Genomic DNA, 20,054 nt, shown 5'->3' with positions numbered 1-20,054 from the left:
GCCATAGTCTGGCTATGGCGGGCCGGGAACACTGAATGCTCACATTACCGCAACGCGAGAAACGCCAGGCCTGGTTACTTCTGGCCCCTATGCTTCTGATGATGTTCTTGCTCACCGCCTGGCCACTGGCTCGCACGTTGTGGCTCAGCTTTACCGATGCCGGATTAATTGGCGATGGCAGCGCACCGGGCTGGGTGGGCAGTGATAACTTTCTCTATGCGCTGACTGACCCCGACTTTCGCGAAGCACTGTGGCGAACGCTCTATTTCACCGCTGTCTCCGTGATTTTCGAAGGGATTCTTGGCGTGCTGACGGCGCTGTTGCTCAACCAGCAGTTTTGGGGGCGTAGCATTCTGCGCGTGCTGGTTATTTTACCGTGGGCGCTGCCGACTATCGTCAATGCCACGATGTGGCGGCTGAACTTCAATCCGGATTACGGCAGCATCAACGCCTTGCTAACCCAGCTCGGGCTGATTGATAACTACCGTAGCTGGCTTGGCGACCCGTCATCCGCCATTAACGCGGTGATGTTTGCCGACATCTGGAAGAACTATCCGCTGGTCACGTTACTGGTACTGGCAGCATTGCAGACTATCCCGGACGACCTCTTTGAAGCAGCACGACTGGACGGCGCATCGGCCTTCCGGCGTTTTCGCAAAATTACCTTGCCGGCGATTGCCGCACCGTTGGCAGTGGCGCTGATTTTACGCACCATCGACGCCTTTAAAGTGTTCGACATTATCTACGTGATGACCCGTGGCGGGCCGCTCGACAGCACCAAAACCGTCAGCTTCTTTGTCTACCAGGAATCGTTCAGCTATTTGCGTGCCGGTAGCGGCGCGGCTTACGCGATTCTGATGACGCTGATTTGTGCTGTGCTGATTCTGATTTATATGCTGATGTTATTGCGCCAGCGCCGTTCAGGGAGCGTCGAATGAAACAGAAAATCCGCCTTATTCTGCGTTATCTGGCCGCGCTGGTGTTAGCTGTGTCGATTCTTGCGCCGTTGTTATGGATGTTCCTGATGAGCGTCAGTTCGGCTGCCGACTTGACCCGAGTTCCGCTGGAATGGCTGCCACGCCAGTGGGATTTCAGCCGCTATGCCAGCCTGCTGACGTTAGAGGAGGGCAAACCAGGCGCGCTGTTCCTGCATGCGCTGGGCAACAGTTTGCTGGTGGCTTGCGGTTCGACAGTGATTTCGCTGCTGCTGGCAATTCCGGCGGCGTACAGCTTTTCACGCTATCCGGGGCGCGACATCTGGCTGTTTGGCGGGCTGGCGATTTACATGGTGCCACCCGTGGCGTTCGTGCTGCCGCTCTATTTCATCCTCGAAAAGCTGACGCTACTTAATACACACCTTGGGCTGATTCTGGTGTATTGCTCGATGATTATTCCGTTCCTCACCTGGATGCTGAAAAACCAGTTTGATGCGCTGCCGATTGATATTGAGCAAGCCGCGCGTCTGGACGGTTTGCGTTACTGGCAAGTGTTGCTGCGGATTACGTTACCGCTGGCAAAACCGGCACTCGGCGCCTCGGCAATGTTTGGCTGGCTGCTGGCGTGGGATGAATTCTTTTACGCGCTGCTGTTTACCAACAATATCAACGCCCAGACGCTGCCGGTCACCATTGCCGGTTTCACCGCCGGGCGTGCTACCGACGACGGGTTAATTGCCGCCGTTGGTATTCTTGCGGCTATACCGCCGCTCTTTATTGCGCTTTGGCTGCAAAAAACACTGGTCAGCGGATTAACTGCCGGTGGCAGCAAAGGCTGATGATGGACACGGAGAATCCTCACCCATGAAAGCAAAACCTGACACCCGCGCCACGCTGTATGTGGTGGGCAATATCAATGTGGATTTGATCATGAGCACGCTGCACGAGTGGCCGAAAAAGGGCACCGAAGCAATGCTCGAAAGCAGCTCGCTGCGCCCCGGTGGTTCTGCCGGAAACTGTGCGCTGGCGTTGGCGGCACTGGAATCGCCCTATCGTTTAGTCGCCAATCAGGGCAACGATCAGTTCACCGGTTGGCTGGCGAGCCTGTTTCCGGAGAGTGCACCGCACTGGCCAACCTGTGAGTGCGAAACGTCACTGACCTTTGGCGTCACTCATCCCGACCACGAACGTACCTTTTTCAGTAACCAGGGACATATTGTCCGTCTTTCGATGCAGGATGTTCTGGCGCAAATCCCGGAAGCCGCCCAGCCTGGCGATTGGGTTTTGCTGTGCGGCACCTGGCTTTGTACCGCGCTGTATGCCGAGTATCCGCAACTGCTGGCCACGCTCAAACAGCGTGGTTATCGGGTCGCCGTTGATAGCGGTTGGCCGCCGCAGGGCTGGAATAATACGTTGCGTGAGCAAACCGCCACATGGCTGCCGTTCTGCGATGCGTTGCTGCTTAATGAAGTTGAAACGTTAGGGCTGGCGGATAAGCCAACGCTTGATGAAGCCGCGCGTAGCCTGTTGGCTAACATGTCAGAAAATGCCTTTTGCATTGCAAAATGTGGCCCTGATGGCGCGCGTTTATGGGCGGCGAACCTGGCGCTGACTCAGTCAGCCGAGCCGGTTGCGGTGGTGGACACCATCGGTGCCGGAGACAGTTTTAATGCTGGCTTTTTATCCGCGCTGATTTATGGCCTGCCGCCTGCCACGGCGCTGCACTGGGGGGGTCGCGTCGCGGGTTGTGCGATTAGCAGTTCCCCGCGCCGTTATCCCGATTGGCAATCGCTTTTTGGCCTTGTGGAGAAAAACTGAATGGCTCAGGTTGAACTGGTAAAAGTCGCGAAGAATTACGGCAAAGTGCAGGTGCTAAAACCGCTGAATCTGACTATTCCGGATGGCAGTTTCACCGTGCTGGTCGGCCCGTCGGGGTGTGGAAAATCCACTTTACTGCGCCTGCTGGCAGGGCTGGAGTCGTTATCTGACGGTGACATTCTGCTCGATAAGCAGCAAATCAATAATTTTGACCCGGCCGACCGCGATATTGCGATGGTGTTCCAAAGTTATGCGCTCTATCCACACCTGACCGTGGCTGAAAATATGGCCTTCCATATGCAGGTGAAGAAAGTGCCCAAGGCCGAGCAACAGGCGAAGGTGCAGCAGGCAGCGAAAGTGCTGGGCATTGATCATCTGCTCAAACGGTTGCCGAAAGATTTGTCCGGCGGCCAACGCCAGCGTGTGGCGATGGGCAGGGCGCTGGTGCGTAACCCGAAAGTGTTTCTGTTCGACGAGCCGCTGTCCAACCTTGATGCGCAGTTGCGCATGGAATTGCGTGCTGAAATTAAATCGCTGCATCAGCAGTTTCGTACCACCACGGTGTATGTGACACACGATCAGATTGAGGCAATGACGCTGGCGGATAACATCGTGGTGATGAAAGACGGTTTGATCGTTCAGCAGGGCGACCCGTTGTCGATTTACGACAAGCCGGTGAACACCTTTGTGGCGCGGTTTATTGGCTCGCCACCGATGAACCTGTTGAGCGGCGTGTTCCAGAATATCGGCGGTAAAGCGGGCGTGAGCTGCAATCAGCTGTGGTTTGGGCTGCCGGAAAAATGGGCGCGCCAGGCCATGGATTGTGCGGGCAAACCGGTGACGCTTGGCTTGCGCCCGCATGATCTGAAACCCGTCGCGCACAGTGAGCAACCCGCCGCCACGCTGCGCTTGCTGGAAGTGACCGGAGAGAGCAGTTTGCTGCACATTGACTGGAGTGGTTTCCCGCTACATGTGCAGTTCGCCGGACGCGCGCGCGCCAGTACCGAACAACCTTTGTATCTGGAAGCCAACAGCGAAGCGATTCATTTGTTCGATGCCCAGACCGGTGAGCGGCTCGCGGAAGAAACTGATTTTGTCGGATGACGCTGGCGCTTATCCGACCTACGAGCTTGGTGATGTTGTGTCGGATGACGCTGGCGCTTAGCCGACCTACAGGCCTGGTGATGTTGTGTCGGATGACGCTGGCGCTTATTCGACCTACGAGCTTGGTGATGTTGTGTCGGATGACGCTGGAGCTTTTCCGACCTACGGGGCTGGTGATGTTGTGTCATCCATCAAATTGTCATAGTTGTTAATATTGTGTTTCAGTTTGTTTTAAGGATCAAAAACTGCCTTATTGAAATAAATCCAGAAGGACATAACGTGTAAAGGGTGATGACCCCTATCAAAGTTAGGGGGTGGAATTGTGCTATCATCGCGCCTTTTCCTTTTGGGCTCTTTTTTATGCAGCAACCTGTTGTTCGCGTGGGGCAGTGGCTGGTTACACCTTCTGATAACCAAATCAGCCGGAAGGGACGCCAGCTTACGCTAGAACCGCGTCTTATTGATCTCCTGGTTTTCTTTGCCCGCCACCCTGATGAAGTGCTCAGCAGGGACGAGCTTATCGATAACGTCTGGACGCGTAACGTGGTCACCAGCCACGTCGTCACGCAGAGTATTTCTGAGCTTCGTAAATCGCTGAAAGATGGCGAGGACGGCAGCCTGGAATACATTGCGACGGTGCCAAAACGCGGCTATAAGCTAACGGTACCGGTAGTCTGGTGTACCGAAGAGGGTGAAGCGCCAGCGCCTGTGATTACACCCGCGGCGTCTGCGTCAGCAGTGGATCTTCCTGCCCCAAAGTCCGCAGCAGCAATAACGCAAGATCAACCGCCTCGCGTGAAACCGGTGAAGCCGAAACGTATCGCCACCATCTGGGTCTGGCTGCTGTTTTTACTGGCGTTAGGCACTTGTGTGGCGCTGGTTGCACTATCGACGATGGACTCGCAACTGCCGCGTACCAAAGCGCGTTTGCTTTTGAATCCGCGCGATATTGATATCCATCTGCTCAAAGGTAATTCATGTGTTAACCGGGCCTCACAAGATGCCTATGCGGTAGGACTGGGCAGCCTGATGACCACTTCGCTGAACACCTTCTCCACTTTTATGGTGCATGATAAAACCAACTACAACGCCAATGAGCCAAGTAGTTCAGGTAAAACGCTGACCATTGAGTTCGTTAATCAGCGGCACTATCGTGCGCAGCAGTGCTTTATGTCTGTGCAATTGGTGGATAATGCTGACGGTTCAACGATGATGGATAAGCGTTATTTCATCACCAGCGACAATCAGTTATCGATTCAGAGCGACTTGTTGAGCAGCTTATCGGAAGCATTGAAGCAGCCGTGGCCGGACCGCATGTTGACGATGCTCAAACTTTACCAACCGTCGCATGGCTCGGCGTTAATACACTTCTACCAGGCGCATCAGTTATTAATGAATGGCGATGTCGATTCATTAGATAAAGCCAGTGCGCTACTGGACGATGTGCTGGCAGATTCTCCTGACTTTTCTTACGCCTTTGCAGAAAAAATGCTGGTGGATGTATTACGTCATTCGCAACAAACGCTGGATAAAGAACAACTCAAAACGCTTTATACAGAGGTCGCCAAATTAGGCGAGATGCCCGGCGCTAAAGAACTGGCGGTTTACTATCAAATCAAAACCGTCTATCTGCTAGGTCAGGGAAAAATAGATGAAGCCTATGCGGCTATTAATAGCGGTATCGACCTGGAAATGTCATGGATGAATTATGTGCTGCTTGGCAAAGTCTACGAAATGAAAGGAAAGAACCGTGAAGCTGCGGATGCTTATCTGACCGCTTTCAATTTACGCCCAGGTGATAATACATTTTACTGGATTCAAAATGCGGTATTCCAGACCTCAGTGACCAGTGTTGTTCCTTATTTAGACAACTTCCTCGCTTCAGAATAAGTAAACCCTCATCATGCTCATGGTTTTGAGTATGATGAGGTTAAACTTATGTTTCTCACCAGCACTCTGAATGTTACCTGTATTTGGCATTTTAACACCTGCATACAACACAATTCTAACACTGTAAGGTGTATGTAAGTTGCTGTAAATAAACTATGTTTATCTTTTTATGATATCAACATGTCATCCTTATATGTTAATTAAAAAAGGTCAAGATGTCATTTGTCTGATGTTTGCTGTTATTTCACTTTATCTTTAGGACTTATCTTTTATGAATCTTTAATCTTGTTGGCAGTAGGTCGGGTCAATACCAGTTTCAATATCATGACCTGTACCGCCCAAATAAACTTAGGAGATAAGCAACATGGGTTCTGCCAAGAAAATAGGGCTATTTGCATGTACCGGCGTTGTCGCTGGTAATATGATGGGGAGCGGTATTGCATTATTACCTGCCAACCTCGCTGGCATCGGTGGTATTGCTATTTGGGGTTGGGTTATTTCTATTATTGGTGCAATGTCTCTGGCTTATGTTTATGCCCGACTGGCAACCAAGAATCCACAGCAAGGTGGCCCAATTGCTTATGCCGGGGAAATATCTCCAGCATTCGGTTTCCAGACTGGTGTACTTTATTATCACGCAAACTGGATTGGTAATCTGGCAATCGGTATTACCGCTGTTTCTTATCTCTCTACATTCTTCCCAATTCTGAATGACCCCATTCCGGCTGGCATCGCCTGTATTGCTATCGTCTGGATATTTACCTTCGTGAATATGCTCGGTGGTACCTGGGTGAGCCGTTTGACCACTATTGGTCTGGTGCTGGTATTAATTCCGGTGCTGATTACTGCGATTGTCGGTTGGCATTGGTTTGACGCGGCAACCTATCAGGCGAACTGGAACACTTCCAACACCACTGATAGCCACGCGGTCATCAAAAGTATCCTGCTCTGCCTGTGGGCCTTCGTGGGTGTTGAATCCGCTGCGGTCAGTACCGGTATGGTGAAAAATCCTAAGCGTACTGTTCCACTAGCAACCATGCTGGGAACAGCGATGGCGGGTGTGGTTTATATCGCAGCCACTCAGGTTATCGCCGGTATGTATCCTGCGGCTCAGATGGCGGCATCCGGTGCGCCGTTCGCTATCAGTGCTTCAACGATTATGGGCAGCTGGGCGGCTCCAATGGTTTCCGCATTCACCGCCTTTGCGTGTCTGACTTCTCTCGGTTCCTGGATGATGCTGGTGGGTCAAGCCGGTGTTCGTGCAGCAAGTGACGGTAACTTCCCGAAAATTTACGGTGAAGTGGATAACAACGGTATTCCTAAGAAAGGTCTGTTGCTGGCTGCCGTGAAAATGACTGCGCTGATGGTGCTGATCACCTTGATGAACTCCAGCGGTGGTAAAGCTTCTGACCTGTTTGGCGAGCTGACTGGTATCGCGGTACTGCTGACCATGCTGCCTTACTTCTACTCCTGCGTTGACCTGATTCGTTTCGAAGGCTTCAACATTCGCAACTTCGTGAGCCTGATTTGCTCGGTACTGGGTTGTGCGTTCTGCTTCATCGCGCTGATGGGTGCAAGCTCCTTCGAACTGGCCGGCACCTTTATCGTCAGCCTGATCATCCTGATGTTCTACGGCCGCAAAATGCACCAGCGTCAACATGCTAACGACGCAACCGACAGCTCTACCGCTGACGCGCTTTAATCGCTAACCCCTTTTCCTGGAGCACCTTCCTGACCTGTCACTTCGTGATGGGAGGGGCTCCCCATACCTGGAGATTCTACTATGAACGTTATCGCAATCATGAATCACATGGGCGTCTACTTTAAAGAAGAGCCTATCCGTGAACTGCATCGCGCCCTTGAACGCCTGGACTTCCGTATTGTCTATCCGAATGACCGCGAAGACTTATTGAAGCTTATCGAAAACAACGCCCGCCTGTGCGGTGTGATTTTCGACTGGGATAAATACAATCTCGAGCTGTGCGAAGAAATCAGCAAATGCAATGAATACATGCCGTTATACGCATTTGCGAACACCTACTCTACGCTGGACGTTAGCCTGAACGATCTGCGTTTGCAGGTTCGCTTCTTCGAATACGCGCTGGGTGCTGCTGAAGATATCGCGAATAAAATCAAACAGAACACCGATGAATACATCGACACTATTCTGCCGCCACTGACCAAAGCACTGTTCAAATATGTCCGTGAAGGTAAATACACTTTCTGTACTCCAGGCCATATGGGCGGCACCGCTTTCCAGAAAAGCCCGGTAGGCAGCATCTTCTATGATTTCTTTGGTTCCAATACCATGAAATCAGATATCTCAATTTCAGTTTCTGAACTGGGTTCTTTGCTGGATCACAGCGGCCCGCATAAAGAAGCAGAAGAGTATATCGCTCGTGTGTTTAACGCTGAACGCAGCTACATGGTGACTAACGGGACTTCAACGGCTAACAAAATTGTTGGCATGTATTCGGCACCTGCCGGTAGCACCGTGCTGATTGACCGTAACTGCCACAAATCGCTGACCCATCTGATGATGATGAGCGATATTACGCCGATTTATTTCCGTCCGACTCGTAATGCTTACGGTATTTTGGGTGGTATTCCGCAGAGTGAATTCCAGCGCGCCACTATCGCCAAACGTGTGAAAGAGACCCCGAACGCGAGCTGGCCGGTGCACGCGGTTATCACTAACTCCACCTATGATGGCCTGCTGTACAACACTGATTTCATCAAGAAAACCCTCGATGTTAAGTCAATCCACTTTGACTCAGCATGGGTGCCATACACCAACTTCTCACCAATTTATGCTGGCAAATGCGGTATGAGCGGTGGCCGTGTGGAAGGGAAAGTGATTTATGAAACTCAGTCCACGCACAAACTGCTGGCGGCGTTCTCTCAGGCTTCAATGATTCACGTGAAAGGTGATGTCAACGAAGAGACCTTCAACGAAACCTACATGATGCACACCACCACTTCTCCGCATTATGGTGTGGTTGCGTCGACAGAAACCGCTGCGGCGATGATGAAAGGCAACTCTGGTAAGCGTCTGATTGATGGCTCAATTGAGCGTTCTATCAAGTTCCGTAAAGAGATCAAACGCCTGAAAGGCGAGTCTGAAGGCTGGTTCTTCGACGTCTGGCAGCCAGAACATATCGATGGTGCGGAATGCTGGCCGCTGCGCTCTGACAGCGCATGGCACGGTTTCAAAAACATCGACAACGAACACATGTATCTTGACCCGATCAAAGTCACCATGTTGACGCCGGGGATGAAGAAAGATGGCACCATGGATGAGTTCGGTATTCCGGCCAGCATCGTAGCGAAATATCTCGATGAGCACGGCATCATTGTTGAGAAAACCGGCCCGTACAATCTGCTGTTCCTGTTCAGCATCGGTATCGACAAGACCAAAGCTCTGAGCCTGCTGCGTGCGCTGACCGACTTCAAACGTGAGTTCGACCTGAACCTGCGCGTGAAAAACATGCTGCCGTCTCTGTACCGTGAAGATCCTGAATTCTATGAAAACATGCGTGTTCAGGATCTGGCGCAAAATATTCACAAACTGGTCGCGCATCATAACTTGCCGGACCTGATGTTCCGTGCATTCGAAGTGCTGCCAGCCATGATGATGACTCCGTACGTGGCATTCCAGAAAGAGCTGCACGGTCAAACCGAAGAAGTGTATCTCGAAGAGATGGTGGGCCGCGTCAACGCCAACATGATCCTTCCGTATCCTCCTGGTGTTCCGCTGGTTATGCCTGGTGAGATGATCACCGAGGAAAGCCGTCCGGTACTGGAATTCTTGCAGATGCTGTGTGAAATCGGCGCTCACTATCCGGGCTTCGAAACCGACATCCATGGCGCATATCGCCAGGCGGATGGTCGTTACACCGTTAAAGTGCTGAAAGAAGAAAACAACAAGTAATTGAAGTTCCAGGGGAAGTGGCTTGCCACTTCCCTTTAGATTGCGGACAAAGGTCACTAAACAGGTGTTGTAGGGTGGATAAGCGATAGCGCCATCCACCATTTTCGCCTGTTGTTACAGATAAAAGTGTCGGATGACGCTGCGCTTATCCGACCTACGCATAAAGGTTTGCTATCAACCATTTCCCTCTTTACCTGCACCAGGGAGACTTCATGAAAACACCCTCACAGCCGCGCGCGATCTATTACATCGTCGCGATTCAAATCTGGGAATACTTCAGCTTTTACGGCATGCGTGCCTTACTTATCCTCTATCTCACCCATCAGCTTGGCTTTGATGACAGCCATGCCATCAGTCTATTCAGCGCGTACGCTTCTCTGGTTTATGTCACACCCATTCTCGGCGGCTGGCTTGCCGACCGCCTGCTCGGCAATCGCACGGCTGTGATTGCCGGTGCACTGTTGATGACGCTCGGCCACGTAGTGCTGGGCTTCGAATCAGACTCAACCTGGAGCCTCTATCTCGCGCTGGCGATCATTATTTGTGGCTATGGTCTGTTCAAATCCAATATCAGCTGCCTGCTGGGCGAACTGTACGCCGCGGACGATCATCGTCGCGACGGCGGTTTTTCGCTGCTTTATGCGGCGGGAAATGTGGGCTCAATCGCCGCACCCATCGCCTGCGGGTTGACGGCACAGTGGTACGGTTGGCACATCGGTTTTGCGCTGGCGGGGATCGGCATGTTTATCGGTCTGCTGATTTTTTTAAGCGGCCATCGCCATTTCAGCAATACCCGTGGCGTCGACAAGCAGGGGCTGTGCGCGGTGAAGTTTGTGCTGCCAACCTGGGGCTGGCTGGTGGTGATGTTATGCGTGGCTCCGGTTTTTTTCACGTTGCTGCTGGAAAATAACTGGTCAGGATATCTGCTGGCGATCGTTTGTGTCTTTGCCGCTCAGATGGTGGCGCGGATCATGATTTCATCCCCGCATCACCGGCGCGCGTTGTGGCAAATCGTCCTGCTGATGCTGACTGGCACACTGTTCTGGGTTCTGGCACAGCAGGGCGGCAGCTCTATCAGTCTGTTTATCGATAACTTTGTTAACCGCCGCTTGTTCAATATTGAAGTGCCAACGGCGCTGTTCCAGTCGGTCAATGCTGTTGCGGTGATGACCGGAGGCGTAGTCCTGGCCTGGCTGATTCGCCCAGATGGAAAAACGCGTTCCGTGTTCCGTGTGTGGCTGAAATTCGCCTTCGGCCTGCTGATGATGGGCTGCGGATTTATGATGCTGGCCCTCAACGCCCGTCACGGCACGGTTGATGGCCAGGCCTCGATGGGGCTGATGGTGGGTGGACTGGCGCTGATGGGTTTTGCCGAACTGTTTATCGACCCGGTCGCCATGGCGCAGATCACACGTCTGAATATGCCTGGCGTAACCGGAATGTTGACTGGCATCTACATGCTGGCAACGGGTGCGGTGGCGAACTGGCTGGCGGGGTTGGTGGCGCAACAGACCACTGAATCCAGTATCAGTGAAACGGCAATTGCCGCTTACCAGCACTTCTTCTCACAAATGGGTGAGTGGACGATTGGCTGTGTGGCGGTGATTGTGCTGCTGGCTGTTGGTGCCCGATTGCTGTTTTCCCCACCGGTGCCTTGCCTGCATGAACCTCACAGTGATTGATTTTTATCCATACAAGGAGCAGGTGTAAACCTGCTCCTTGCACCGTTTGGCTGTTAGGAGGAGGATGTTCTGGTGGTGGTGTAAGCCAGCGATTAAATAACTTAAGTTTGGCTATTGCTGAGTGAAATCAGCCTGAAATGAATCTAAGAGCGCCATTATTATATCGTGCAATTTTTTGGCAATGATGCCTGAAATGAGGAACCAACATGTCTGAACAACAAGCACAATGTGCCGATGAGGCAATTGACCTTAATAATGAACTGAAAACTCGTCGTGAAAAGCTGGCTGCGCTGCGTGAGCAGGGTATTCCTTTCCCGAATGATTTTCGTCGTGACCATACTTCTGACCAATTGCATGCGCAATTCGATGGCAAGGATAACGAAGAACTGACCTCCTTGAACGTTGAAGTTTCTGTTGCTGGGCGAATGATGACTCGCCGCATCATGGGGAAAGCTTCCTTCGTGACTTTGCAGGATATGGGCGGTCGTATTCAGTTATACGTTGCACGTGATGCTTTGCCTGAAGGTGTCTATAACGAACAGTTTAAAAAATGGGACCTTGGCGACATTATTGCCGCTCGCGGTACGCTGTTCAAAACCCAAACTGGCGAGCTGTCTATCCATTGTACCGAGCTGCGTTTGCTGACCAAATCGCTGCGCCCGCTGCCGGACAAATTCCACGGTTTGCAGGATCAGGAAGCCCGCTATCGCCAGCGCTACCTGGATCTGATCGCCAACGACAAATCGCGTCACAATTTTAAAGTCCGTTCGCAGATCCTCGCCACTATGCGCGAGTTCATGGTGGCTCGCGGCTTTATGGAAGTCGAAACCCCAATGATGCAGGTGATCCCTGGCGGCGCATCTGCACGGCCGTTCATCACCCATCACAACGCTTTAGACATGGACATGTACCTGCGTATCGCGCCGGAACTGTACCTGAAACGTCTGGTGGTTGGCGGCTTCGAACGGGTATTTGAGATCAACCGTAACTTCCGTAACGAAGGGATCTCCGTGCGCCACAACCCAGAGTTCACCATGATGGAACTCTATATGGCGTATGCGGATTACAAAGATCTGATCGAACTGACCGAATCGTTGTTCCGTACTCTGGCGCTGACTGTGTTGGGTAAAACGGAAGTGCCATATGGCGAACAGACTTTCGACTTCGGCAAACCGTTTGAAAAACTGACGATGCGTGAAGCTATCAAAAAGCATCGCCCGGAAACGGATATGGCGGATTTGGATAACTTCGATTCGGCAAAAGCTATCGCCGAGTCTATTGGTATCAAGGTTGAGAAGAGCTGGGGCCTGGGCCGCATTGTTACTGAAATCTTTGACGAAGTGGCAGAAGCACACCTGATTCAGCCGACTTTCATCACTGAGTATCCGGCCGAAGTTTCTCCGCTGGCGCGCCGTAACGACGTGAACCCGGAAGTGACTGACCGCTTTGAGTTCTTCATCGGCGGACGTGAAATCGGTAATGGCTTTAGCGAGCTCAACGACGCTGAAGACCAGGCTGAGCGCTTCCTCGAGCAGGTGAACGCGAAAGCAACCGGTGACGACGAAGCAATGTTCTATGACGAAGACTACGTGACCGCGCTGGAATATGGCCTGCCGCCAACCGCTGGCCTGGGCATCGGTATCGACCGGATGGTGATGCTGTTTACTAACAGCCACACCATTCGCGACGTTATCTTGTTCCCTGCGATGCGTCCGCAGAAGTAACTTGCTATAAAGATAAGGCCCCCTCGCTCAGACAGGTGAGGGGGCTTTTTTGTGGTGCATTAGTGTGTGACGACTTTGGTTGTCAGTGTCGGTATCTCCCAGGCACCGCCTGGCCGGATCATCTGACAACGCCCGGTGCTCCGGGCTGCACTGTGCACAAAATGTTTACCATCCCATACCCATTGTTCCACACTCAGGCAGTCACCCAGACCACGGCCTTTCATGAAAAATTCAACGATGCCATCGTCCCAGGAGGTTGCGCTGTCGGTCACTATTTCTGGTGGGCTGGACATATCGTTGCTAATCACAAAATACATATCCCCGGAGTTGTAGGCAGCCATCCAGCATGGCGCAATCACCAGTGACTGGTTTTCATTGAGGCTGGCAATTTGCCAGGTGCCATTGATTCGCTCTTCATCGCAGTCACTATCTGCACCGGTAAACTTGATGATAGAAGGTTTAATCAGCGCAGTTTCCTGCGGTGTCATGTCACGGCTTTGTTTATCGCGCACCGGGGCTTTCACTATCACCGGTTCCGGGACGGGCATTTTGACCGCCGATTCGTTGTTGTTCCCTTTCTTTATCAGCGCACCGGTGGTACCCACGCGGCCCTGAACATCATCCATTTTCAGCAGTACTGCACTGGAACCTGCACCGGAGAAAACGTATTCATGAAGATTGTTTTTAAAGCTGATTTTGCTGTCGCGACGCAAAGCCTGCTTAAAAGCTGTGAACTGCGTTTCACTCATTGTCCAGACATCGCCATCCGCTGTGGAAAGTTTGCCCAGCGATTGGTTATCTATTAGCAGCAGGGGTTGCCCTGGTGTTTTGCTGGCGGCTTCACTGTCATAGTCGGCAAGCATAACCTGGTTGATAACAGTGGTCGATGGCCCCGCTTTGCGGGTTATCAAGACGGTTGATGCAGGATCGACATCGTTTGCTGAATAGCCAGCTGCACGGCAGGTCAGCGTGTTATCACACACCAAATCCCAGTCTTTATGTGTGAAACTTAACGCATCCGATGAAGAAGCTGCGCCAGCGCTCTGAGATATGGCTAATACCAGACCCGCGATACAAATACGGGCGCTGTGCTTACTAAAAACGTTGGGCGTGTATTTCCATTTAGTCATAGTGCATCCATTGAATTATTTAATGTTTCTGAATCGGATATAATTGTGCACTTTTTTTGCTAAAAGCTCTGTGATTAATGGTATGAATCTCAATCGTTTCTGTTTTTTGCTTTTGGCCTTAGCGGCTATGGGCAGCGCATTCTTGCCTCACCCTGTGGTGATGTGGTTCCTGTTTGCTAACCTGCTGACGGTAGTGATTTACGGTGCGGATAAAATGGCGGCTCGTAAAGCCTGGCGCAGAGTGCCTGAGTCCACTCTGCTGATGTTTGGTTTGGTTGGCGGATGGCCTGGCGCGATTGTCGGTCAGCAGGTTTTCCGCCATAAAACGCAAAAGCAGCCGTTTAAAACCTGGTTCATCATTAGTGTGATGGTGAATATCGTGGTGCTGGTGGCGTTATCACGCTATGTCTGGCAATGAAAAAGGCCAGTCGTCTGACCGGCCTCTTTCATTAATTGCGGGTGAAGATATTACAAATCAGGCATGGGTCGCCGGTTTTTGTTGGGCATTTTCCAGCATTCTGCGTACTGGAATAATCAGGACGAACAGCACCGCCGCACAAATCAGTAACGCAATAGAACAACGTGCGAACAGATCAGGCAGCATATCCAACTGGTCGGCTTTCACATGGCCGCCAATCAGGCCTGCCGCCAGGTTACCCAGCGCACTGGCGCAGAACCAAAGTCCCATCATCTGGCCACGCATTCTTTCTGGTGCCAGCAATGTCATGGTCGCAAGCCCAATTGGGCTCAGGCACAGCTCGCCTAGTGTCAGCATCAGGATGCTTCCCACCAGCCAAAGTGGCGATACACCCGCTCCGCCGCTGTTCAAGACATTTTGTGCCGCCAGCATCATCAAACCAAAGCCCGCAGCGGCGCATAAAATACCGATGATAAACTTGGTGATACTGCTTGGGCGGATGTTATTTCGTGCAAGGCGCGGCCACGCCCAGCTAAACACCGGTGCCAGTAAAATGATAAACAGCGCATTGATTGACTGGAACCACACGGCAGGGATCTCAAAATCGCCGATCATGCGGTCGGTATAGTCGTTCGCAAACAGGTTGAACGAAGTGGGTTTTTGCTCAAACGCAGACCAGAAGAAGGCCGCAGAAACCAGCAGAATAAAGCAAACCAGCAGCCTGGCGCGCTCTTTGCGGTTAAGCCCGGCGAACATGAACAGATAGATAAAATAGAGCGCTACCGACGCCGCAATCACGTATACCAGCACACTGGCAACCGCCACGGGGTTAATGACGATCACACCTTGTGCAATCAGTGTAACGATAACCGCCGTGCCGGCAGCCAGTACCAGCAACCAGCCACCGACACCTTTTTTCTTAGCAACAGGGCTGTTCCAGGTTGAATCCAGGCCCACTTCACTGTCGTAACGTTTCATTGCCGGAACGGCGAACACGCGGAAAATAACCAGCGCAACCAGCATTCCGATACCACCGATGCCGAAGCCCCAGTGCCAGCCGTGGGTTTTTATCAGCCAGCCGGAAATCAGTGGTGCGATAAACGAACCCATGTTGATGCCCATATAGAACAACGAGAAACCGCCGTCCCGACGCGCATCACCTTTTTTATACAGCGTCCCAACCATGACCGAGATGCATGTTTTGAACAGGCCAGAGCCAAGAACGATAAACATCAGGCCGATGAAGAACAGGTTGTCGCCGAACACAGCAGACAAGGCTATCGACAGGTGGCCGAGGGCAATGAGAATCGAGCCATACCAGACCGCTTTCTGCTGCCCGAGCCAGTTATCGGCAAGCCACCCACCAGGCAGTGCTGCCAGATACATACAGCCAGCAAAGATACCGACGATGGCTGACGCGTTTTCACGCGCAAGCCCCATACCGCCGTCGTAAACCGTCGCCGCCATAAACAGAATGAGTAAGGGACGGATCCCGTAAAACGAGAATCGCTCCCACATTTCAGTGAAAAACAGTGAGCCTAGTGGGTAAGGGTGACCGAAGAAGGTTCGGCTCTCGTTGTGGTTAACCGAGGATTGCATAAATTCTCCAAAGAAGGTGCGTCGTTGTTTTTATGAGTGGCGAAATGCCCGGCGGCTAGCTGACTTGCCGCTCTTTAACATTCAGCAATTATTATTAGATAGCTGGATTTGTCTAATGCCAACCGCAGAACTTTTAGATGAAAAGTCGAGAAATGTCCACTTTTACAGATTTTATAGCGGAAGATATGAGATGTAGATTGGCATCCAGGGGGGAGTTTTGAAGTTATGCTAACGCGGCAAAAACCGCCATATGGCGCTCAGTGTGATTGAAAGCTAGTCGGCTTAGAGAGATCCTGGCGGGAGATAGTGCTTAACACTCAGGAAGAACGGACGCTCACATATTTTGAAGGTGAGCGTCCGGAAAAATTAATCTGTTTGCGAAGGGGATACTCACACTAGCTCTCGGAGTTGCTCCCGCATATATGAAGTAAAGTATTCAGGGTTTTTAATAATCACACGGTTGCCAGACTCTATCTTCTCAGCCCAACCAGCCATTTTTTTCGTGAAGTCACTATTCCATCCCTCCTGATCGCCTCGTGCGGTAACATCAGCAGCGCTTGCCGGTACCCCCAACTCCTTCAGATATTTAAACATCCCCTTAGCTGTGCTTTCGTCCATGGAATGTGGCACTGACACTGATGTGTTCATACCGCCAATGTAGTCCAATGCTTTATCAACGACTGCTGGCATATTCTTATCCTTAAAATTAACCATGTAAAAAACAAGCCTTTGTATACATTGATATCTATCAGCTAACCATATGAGATAAAAGTCACCTCTGCTCAGGATAAGCATTTTTTTTTAATATTTGTGATGTGCGTAGGATGGACCTGTCTGGGCTGGCCAGAAACGAAGCGTTCAGGTTCATTCCCACTGATACCCGTCATTCTGAAATCATGGATTCGATGTTATCTGAAACTTGTTGTTGATCCATCACGTGGCGTTCATTGATGCCGATACCAAATGTTGCCAGGCTTGAAAGTAATTTTTCCAGTGATTCTTTATCATCACGCAGACAGAGAATATAGGCATTTTCAAAAGGCGTAAGATCGACCAATCTCACGCCATGAGGCTTCAGATAAAAATTAATATGCTCAAACCACGGCATAATATAGGGCAACTCGTAGGGGTCAATACTGGCTGTTGACCAGTCAATCTTTTCTATAAGAGTGAAAATAAAATCTGCTGGTTCCTCAGAGAGGAATACGTTATCCAGAGGCTTTAATTCAGGAATATAACCGCTATATTCTGTCCATTCCTCATAGACCATCAGATTCTGTTCTGCGAGATGTTCATACAACCACTCCAGTACAGAATATTGTTCAATATTTACAGGTAAGTTTGCATACAGTGGTGCTGTTTCCAGTTCTGGAATACATTGCTGTAAGGCGGTGATCAAATTTTTTATCTGTTCCATTTAATATTCCCTTTTGTTAGTCGTCAGATGAGAGAAACACACTGCCTTTATCGTCACGCTTGAGCAGCTTCCAACAGGCATGGTGTTTCTTACCGTATTTATCCTCAAACGCTGGCATTTTCTGTCCTTCGCGCGTCTGGATATACTCGGTTGTTCCGTTAACAATCGATGCCCACTGCCCGGCGTGGGGCGCAATTTCATCAGTCCAGCGGGTAATACGCACCGGTTCGTAGGATTTACCGAGATCGTCTTTATCCAGCAGGGCGCTGGCTTCGTCGAAACGGGCAAACCATTTCATTGAAGACGCTTCTTCAAACTGAAGTCCTTCATATTCTGAGTAAAAATGCAGACCATTGTGTCCATCATAGCGAATGGGACGAATAATCTGGTTCACCTTCACCAGCAGCGGCGATAAACCTTCTGTTTTCATCTCGCCCAGTGGCGGGGGAAGTTCACCGGCTTTAAGTACGACACCATTGTTATAGGGCAGCAAGTTGATTTCGGGGATTTTGGCTAAACGGTGCTTTAATTTTTCTGCTCCGCCCAGTTTTTCCAGCCACGGTGTGCCCAGAATGGTATACCAGCAGGCACCTTTCAGCCCCTCAATGGCTTCCCCGCCTTCAAGCGTCCCAAGAGAATCCACCATCACGCCGGAAAAACGCTGCGCCAGCGCATATTCATACGGGAACATCCGTTCACGGGCATAAGGGAGTGCAAACGACAGCCCGGCATAACCGCTTTCTACCGCAAAGGAGTCACAGAGCCACATCAGCCAGGCTTCATAACGCTGCTTTCCATCAGGTTCTTTCAGCAATGAGAACGGGAGTGTTAACTTAATGACGGAGCGATCATTGTCATTATGAAAAACTCGTTCCCCCAGTATCAAAATACTGTAATCAGGGGCCAAAAAATCCTTCTCCGCGCTACCCAGATACCAGGAAAAAATCTCTTCGGGTGTTGAGTCGAGGATCTCCTGCCGCTTTTTGGCGTAATTCTTTTCAGTAATACCCACCCAGTTTTTGGTGATCGTTTTTTTCAGCCAGGGCTTAAACTCGCCATAGAAGCGATCCACGCACTCCACCATCCTGCGGCGGACTTCTGGTGTATGCCCGTCTTTAAAAAAGACGGTGATAATCAGACCGAGATTGACCGCCGGGCTGCCGTCTTTGTACTTCACGGAGGCTTCCGGTAGCCATTTCTCAATGTAGCTCAGCTCAAAATCCTGCAATTCCATACCTGCTCCTGTTTAACCGGCTGCCAGTGCCGCTGTACCCGTACCGAGAATAGCCGCCAGTGTTCCCCAGGCGCTTATTGCCAGACGAACAATCAGTAAAAATGCCCCAATAATGGCTTCCGGTATACCCAGCGTCACCACCAGAACGCCGATACCCACGGCAACCAGAATAACGCCGACCGTTTTAGCCACATTGGTTAAAACCTGTACCCAGTCCACCTGTTTGAGCATATCGAGCGTCATATCGGTGGCGTACTGTATTTCTGCCCATGCGGCTTTAATCTGGGCGTTGGTCCAGGACTTCACCGACTTACCGGTTTTGCTGGCCCAGACCCAGGCCTCGCTTCCCTGATAGTAAACCCACTCACCGCCGTCGTTAAGCCAGTCTGCCGCTGAATTCAGGGCCTGCTGTGTCTCTTTTGATAATGCGTTCCAGCCTTCAGCTACGCCACGCACCGCACCCTCACTGAGGTCGGCCACGGCTTTACCGGCATAAGTCCAGGGGTCTATTCTGGCAGCAACGGGTGTGGATGGTGGACGGGGCATAAAGATTGGCGGGTAAAGAACCAGCGGCCAGTATTTCGCGCCGCTGGTCTGCCAGGCTTTCATCGTCACGTTGACCACCTGGTCAACCCACTGCTGCTCTTCCGGGCGGCAGTCGTGGATCTCCAGAATGGTCATGCGATCTTCGTGACCAAATCCCCCGACAATTTTCATGTAATCCCTATATTGACCTTCACCCAAATCATCCCCCGGAAATTTCACTTCCACCAGACGGGCCAGATTGTCACTGTGCATATTCCCTTCGGTATCTGGCCCCGCCAGTCACGCCCAGCGATCATCCTTGTCCTTAACGATAATGACATCTGGGCGACGATAGATACCCTTTCCCGTCACAGGGAATGGGTTGGTGGTATGACGCCTTTTTGCGCCGTATTTGCCCAGCAATGTACTGCTCATAAAAGGACGGGGCGGCGTGGTGCGCATGTCAAACGCCACCTCCGCCTTGTAGTACCAGCAGTAGTTTCGCGCGATTTCATCCACGCGAATAGGCCCAGTGGGAGCGAAGCTGCGATTTGACGACATTTGACTTCGACCCATGAAGCCAAACCGCACGCTATAGATAATTATTAGCCAAGTGGAGTGTCAAAACCCAGAAAATTCCTGACATA

At 51.3% G+C, this 20,054-nt stretch carries 15 protein-coding genes and 1 pseudogene; 10 read left to right on the top strand and 6 right to left on the bottom strand.

Annotated elements, in window-relative coordinates:
* Window positions 1-35: 35 nt before the first annotated feature.
* The 9 genes from MNO13_RS18220 (at window position 36) to lysS (ending at window position 13,084) form a co-directional block, all read left to right on the top strand.
* Window positions 36-938, top strand: coding sequence for a carbohydrate ABC transporter permease (locus MNO13_RS18220; RefSeq protein ID WP_064548836.1), 903 nt, complete (start codon window positions 36-38; stop codon window positions 936-938).
* Window positions 935-1,774, top strand: a complete 840-nt coding sequence (locus tag MNO13_RS18215) for a carbohydrate ABC transporter permease (RefSeq protein WP_064548834.1) — start codon at window positions 935-937, stop codon at window positions 1,772-1,774. The genes MNO13_RS18220 and MNO13_RS18215 overlap by 4 nt, the downstream gene beginning before the upstream one ends.
* 25 nt (window positions 1,775-1,799) lie before the next feature.
* Entirely contained in the window at window positions 1,800-2,753 is a 954-nt protein-coding gene (locus MNO13_RS18210; protein WP_241939104.1) for a carbohydrate kinase family protein, read from the top strand.
* Window positions 2,754-3,857 carry an ABC transporter ATP-binding protein gene (locus MNO13_RS18205; RefSeq protein ID WP_064548830.1) on the top strand — a complete coding sequence of 368 codons (1,104 nt, stop codon included), beginning with the start codon at window positions 2,754-2,756 and terminating at the stop codon, window positions 3,855-3,857.
* A 360-nt stretch (window positions 3,858-4,217) separates the two neighbouring features.
* Entirely contained in the window at window positions 4,218-5,747 is a 1,530-nt protein-coding gene (cadC, locus tag MNO13_RS18200) for a lysine decarboxylation/transport transcriptional activator CadC (protein WP_241939103.1), read from the top strand.
* A 364-nt stretch (window positions 5,748-6,111) separates the two neighbouring features.
* Entirely contained in the window at window positions 6,112-7,449 is a 1,338-nt protein-coding gene (gene cadB, locus MNO13_RS18195) for a cadaverine/lysine antiporter (RefSeq protein WP_064548828.1), read from the top strand.
* An 81-nt stretch (window positions 7,450-7,530) separates the two neighbouring features.
* A complete protein-coding gene (gene cadA, locus MNO13_RS18190; protein ID WP_064548826.1) occupies window positions 7,531-9,678 on the top strand; it encodes a lysine decarboxylase CadA in 2,148 nt (715 codons plus the stop codon).
* A 212-nt stretch (window positions 9,679-9,890) separates the two neighbouring features.
* Window positions 9,891-11,360 (top strand): dipeptide permease DtpD, encoded by a 1,470-nt coding sequence (dtpD, locus tag MNO13_RS18185; RefSeq protein WP_241939102.1) that lies wholly within the window; start codon window positions 9,891-9,893, stop codon window positions 11,358-11,360.
* Window positions 11,361-11,566: 206 nt separating this feature from the next.
* On the top strand, window positions 11,567-13,084 hold the full coding sequence (gene lysS / locus MNO13_RS18180) for a lysine--tRNA ligase (RefSeq protein WP_064548822.1): 1,518 nt from the start codon (window positions 11,567-11,569) through the stop codon (window positions 13,082-13,084).
* 59 nt (window positions 13,085-13,143) lie between these two features.
* Here lysS and MNO13_RS18175 read toward each other — a convergent pair whose 3' ends face one another.
* Complete coding sequence (locus MNO13_RS18175) at window positions 13,144-14,214, bottom strand: DUF1176 domain-containing protein (RefSeq protein WP_241939101.1); 1,071 nt, start codon at window positions 14,212-14,214, stop codon at window positions 13,144-13,146.
* 82 nt (window positions 14,215-14,296) lie between these two features.
* On the opposite strand from MNO13_RS18175, the gene MNO13_RS18170 reads away from it, so the two are divergent.
* Entirely contained in the window at window positions 14,297-14,632 is a 336-nt protein-coding gene (locus MNO13_RS18170; protein WP_133522395.1) for a DUF1294 domain-containing protein, read from the top strand.
* 57 nt (window positions 14,633-14,689) lie between these two features.
* Here MNO13_RS18170 and MNO13_RS18165 read toward each other — a convergent pair whose 3' ends face one another.
* The 5 genes and pseudogenes from MNO13_RS18165 to MNO13_RS18145 form a co-directional block, all read right to left on the bottom strand.
* Window positions 14,690-16,231 (bottom strand): peptide MFS transporter, encoded by a 1,542-nt coding sequence (locus MNO13_RS18165; protein ID WP_064548820.1) that lies wholly within the window; start codon window positions 16,229-16,231, stop codon window positions 14,690-14,692.
* Window positions 16,232-16,621: 390 nt separating this feature from the next.
* Window positions 16,622-16,921, bottom strand: coding sequence for a DUF1889 family protein (locus MNO13_RS18160; protein ID WP_064548818.1), 300 nt, complete (start codon window positions 16,919-16,921; stop codon window positions 16,622-16,624).
* 193 nt (window positions 16,922-17,114) lie between these two features.
* Window positions 17,115-17,648: a hypothetical protein gene (locus tag MNO13_RS18155; RefSeq protein ID WP_241939100.1), complete on the bottom strand. Its 534-nt coding sequence runs from the start codon at window positions 17,646-17,648 to the stop codon at window positions 17,115-17,117.
* Window positions 17,649-17,664: 16 nt separating this feature from the next.
* Entirely contained in the window at window positions 17,665-18,882 is a 1,218-nt protein-coding gene (locus MNO13_RS18150) for a DUF3396 domain-containing protein (protein WP_241939099.1), read from the bottom strand.
* Window positions 18,883-18,894: 12 nt separating this feature from the next.
* Window positions 18,895-19,938, bottom strand: a pseudogene (locus tag MNO13_RS18145) (VRR-NUC domain-containing protein); the annotation flags it as partial.
* Window positions 19,939-20,054: the final 116 nt, after the last annotated feature.

It is taken from the genome of Buttiauxella ferragutiae (assembly GCF_022637515.1).
In the GTDB taxonomy this organism is placed as follows: Bacteria; Pseudomonadota; Gammaproteobacteria; order Enterobacterales; family Enterobacteriaceae; genus Buttiauxella; species Buttiauxella ferragutiae.
This window is presented reverse-complemented; position numbering and strand designations above follow the sequence as displayed.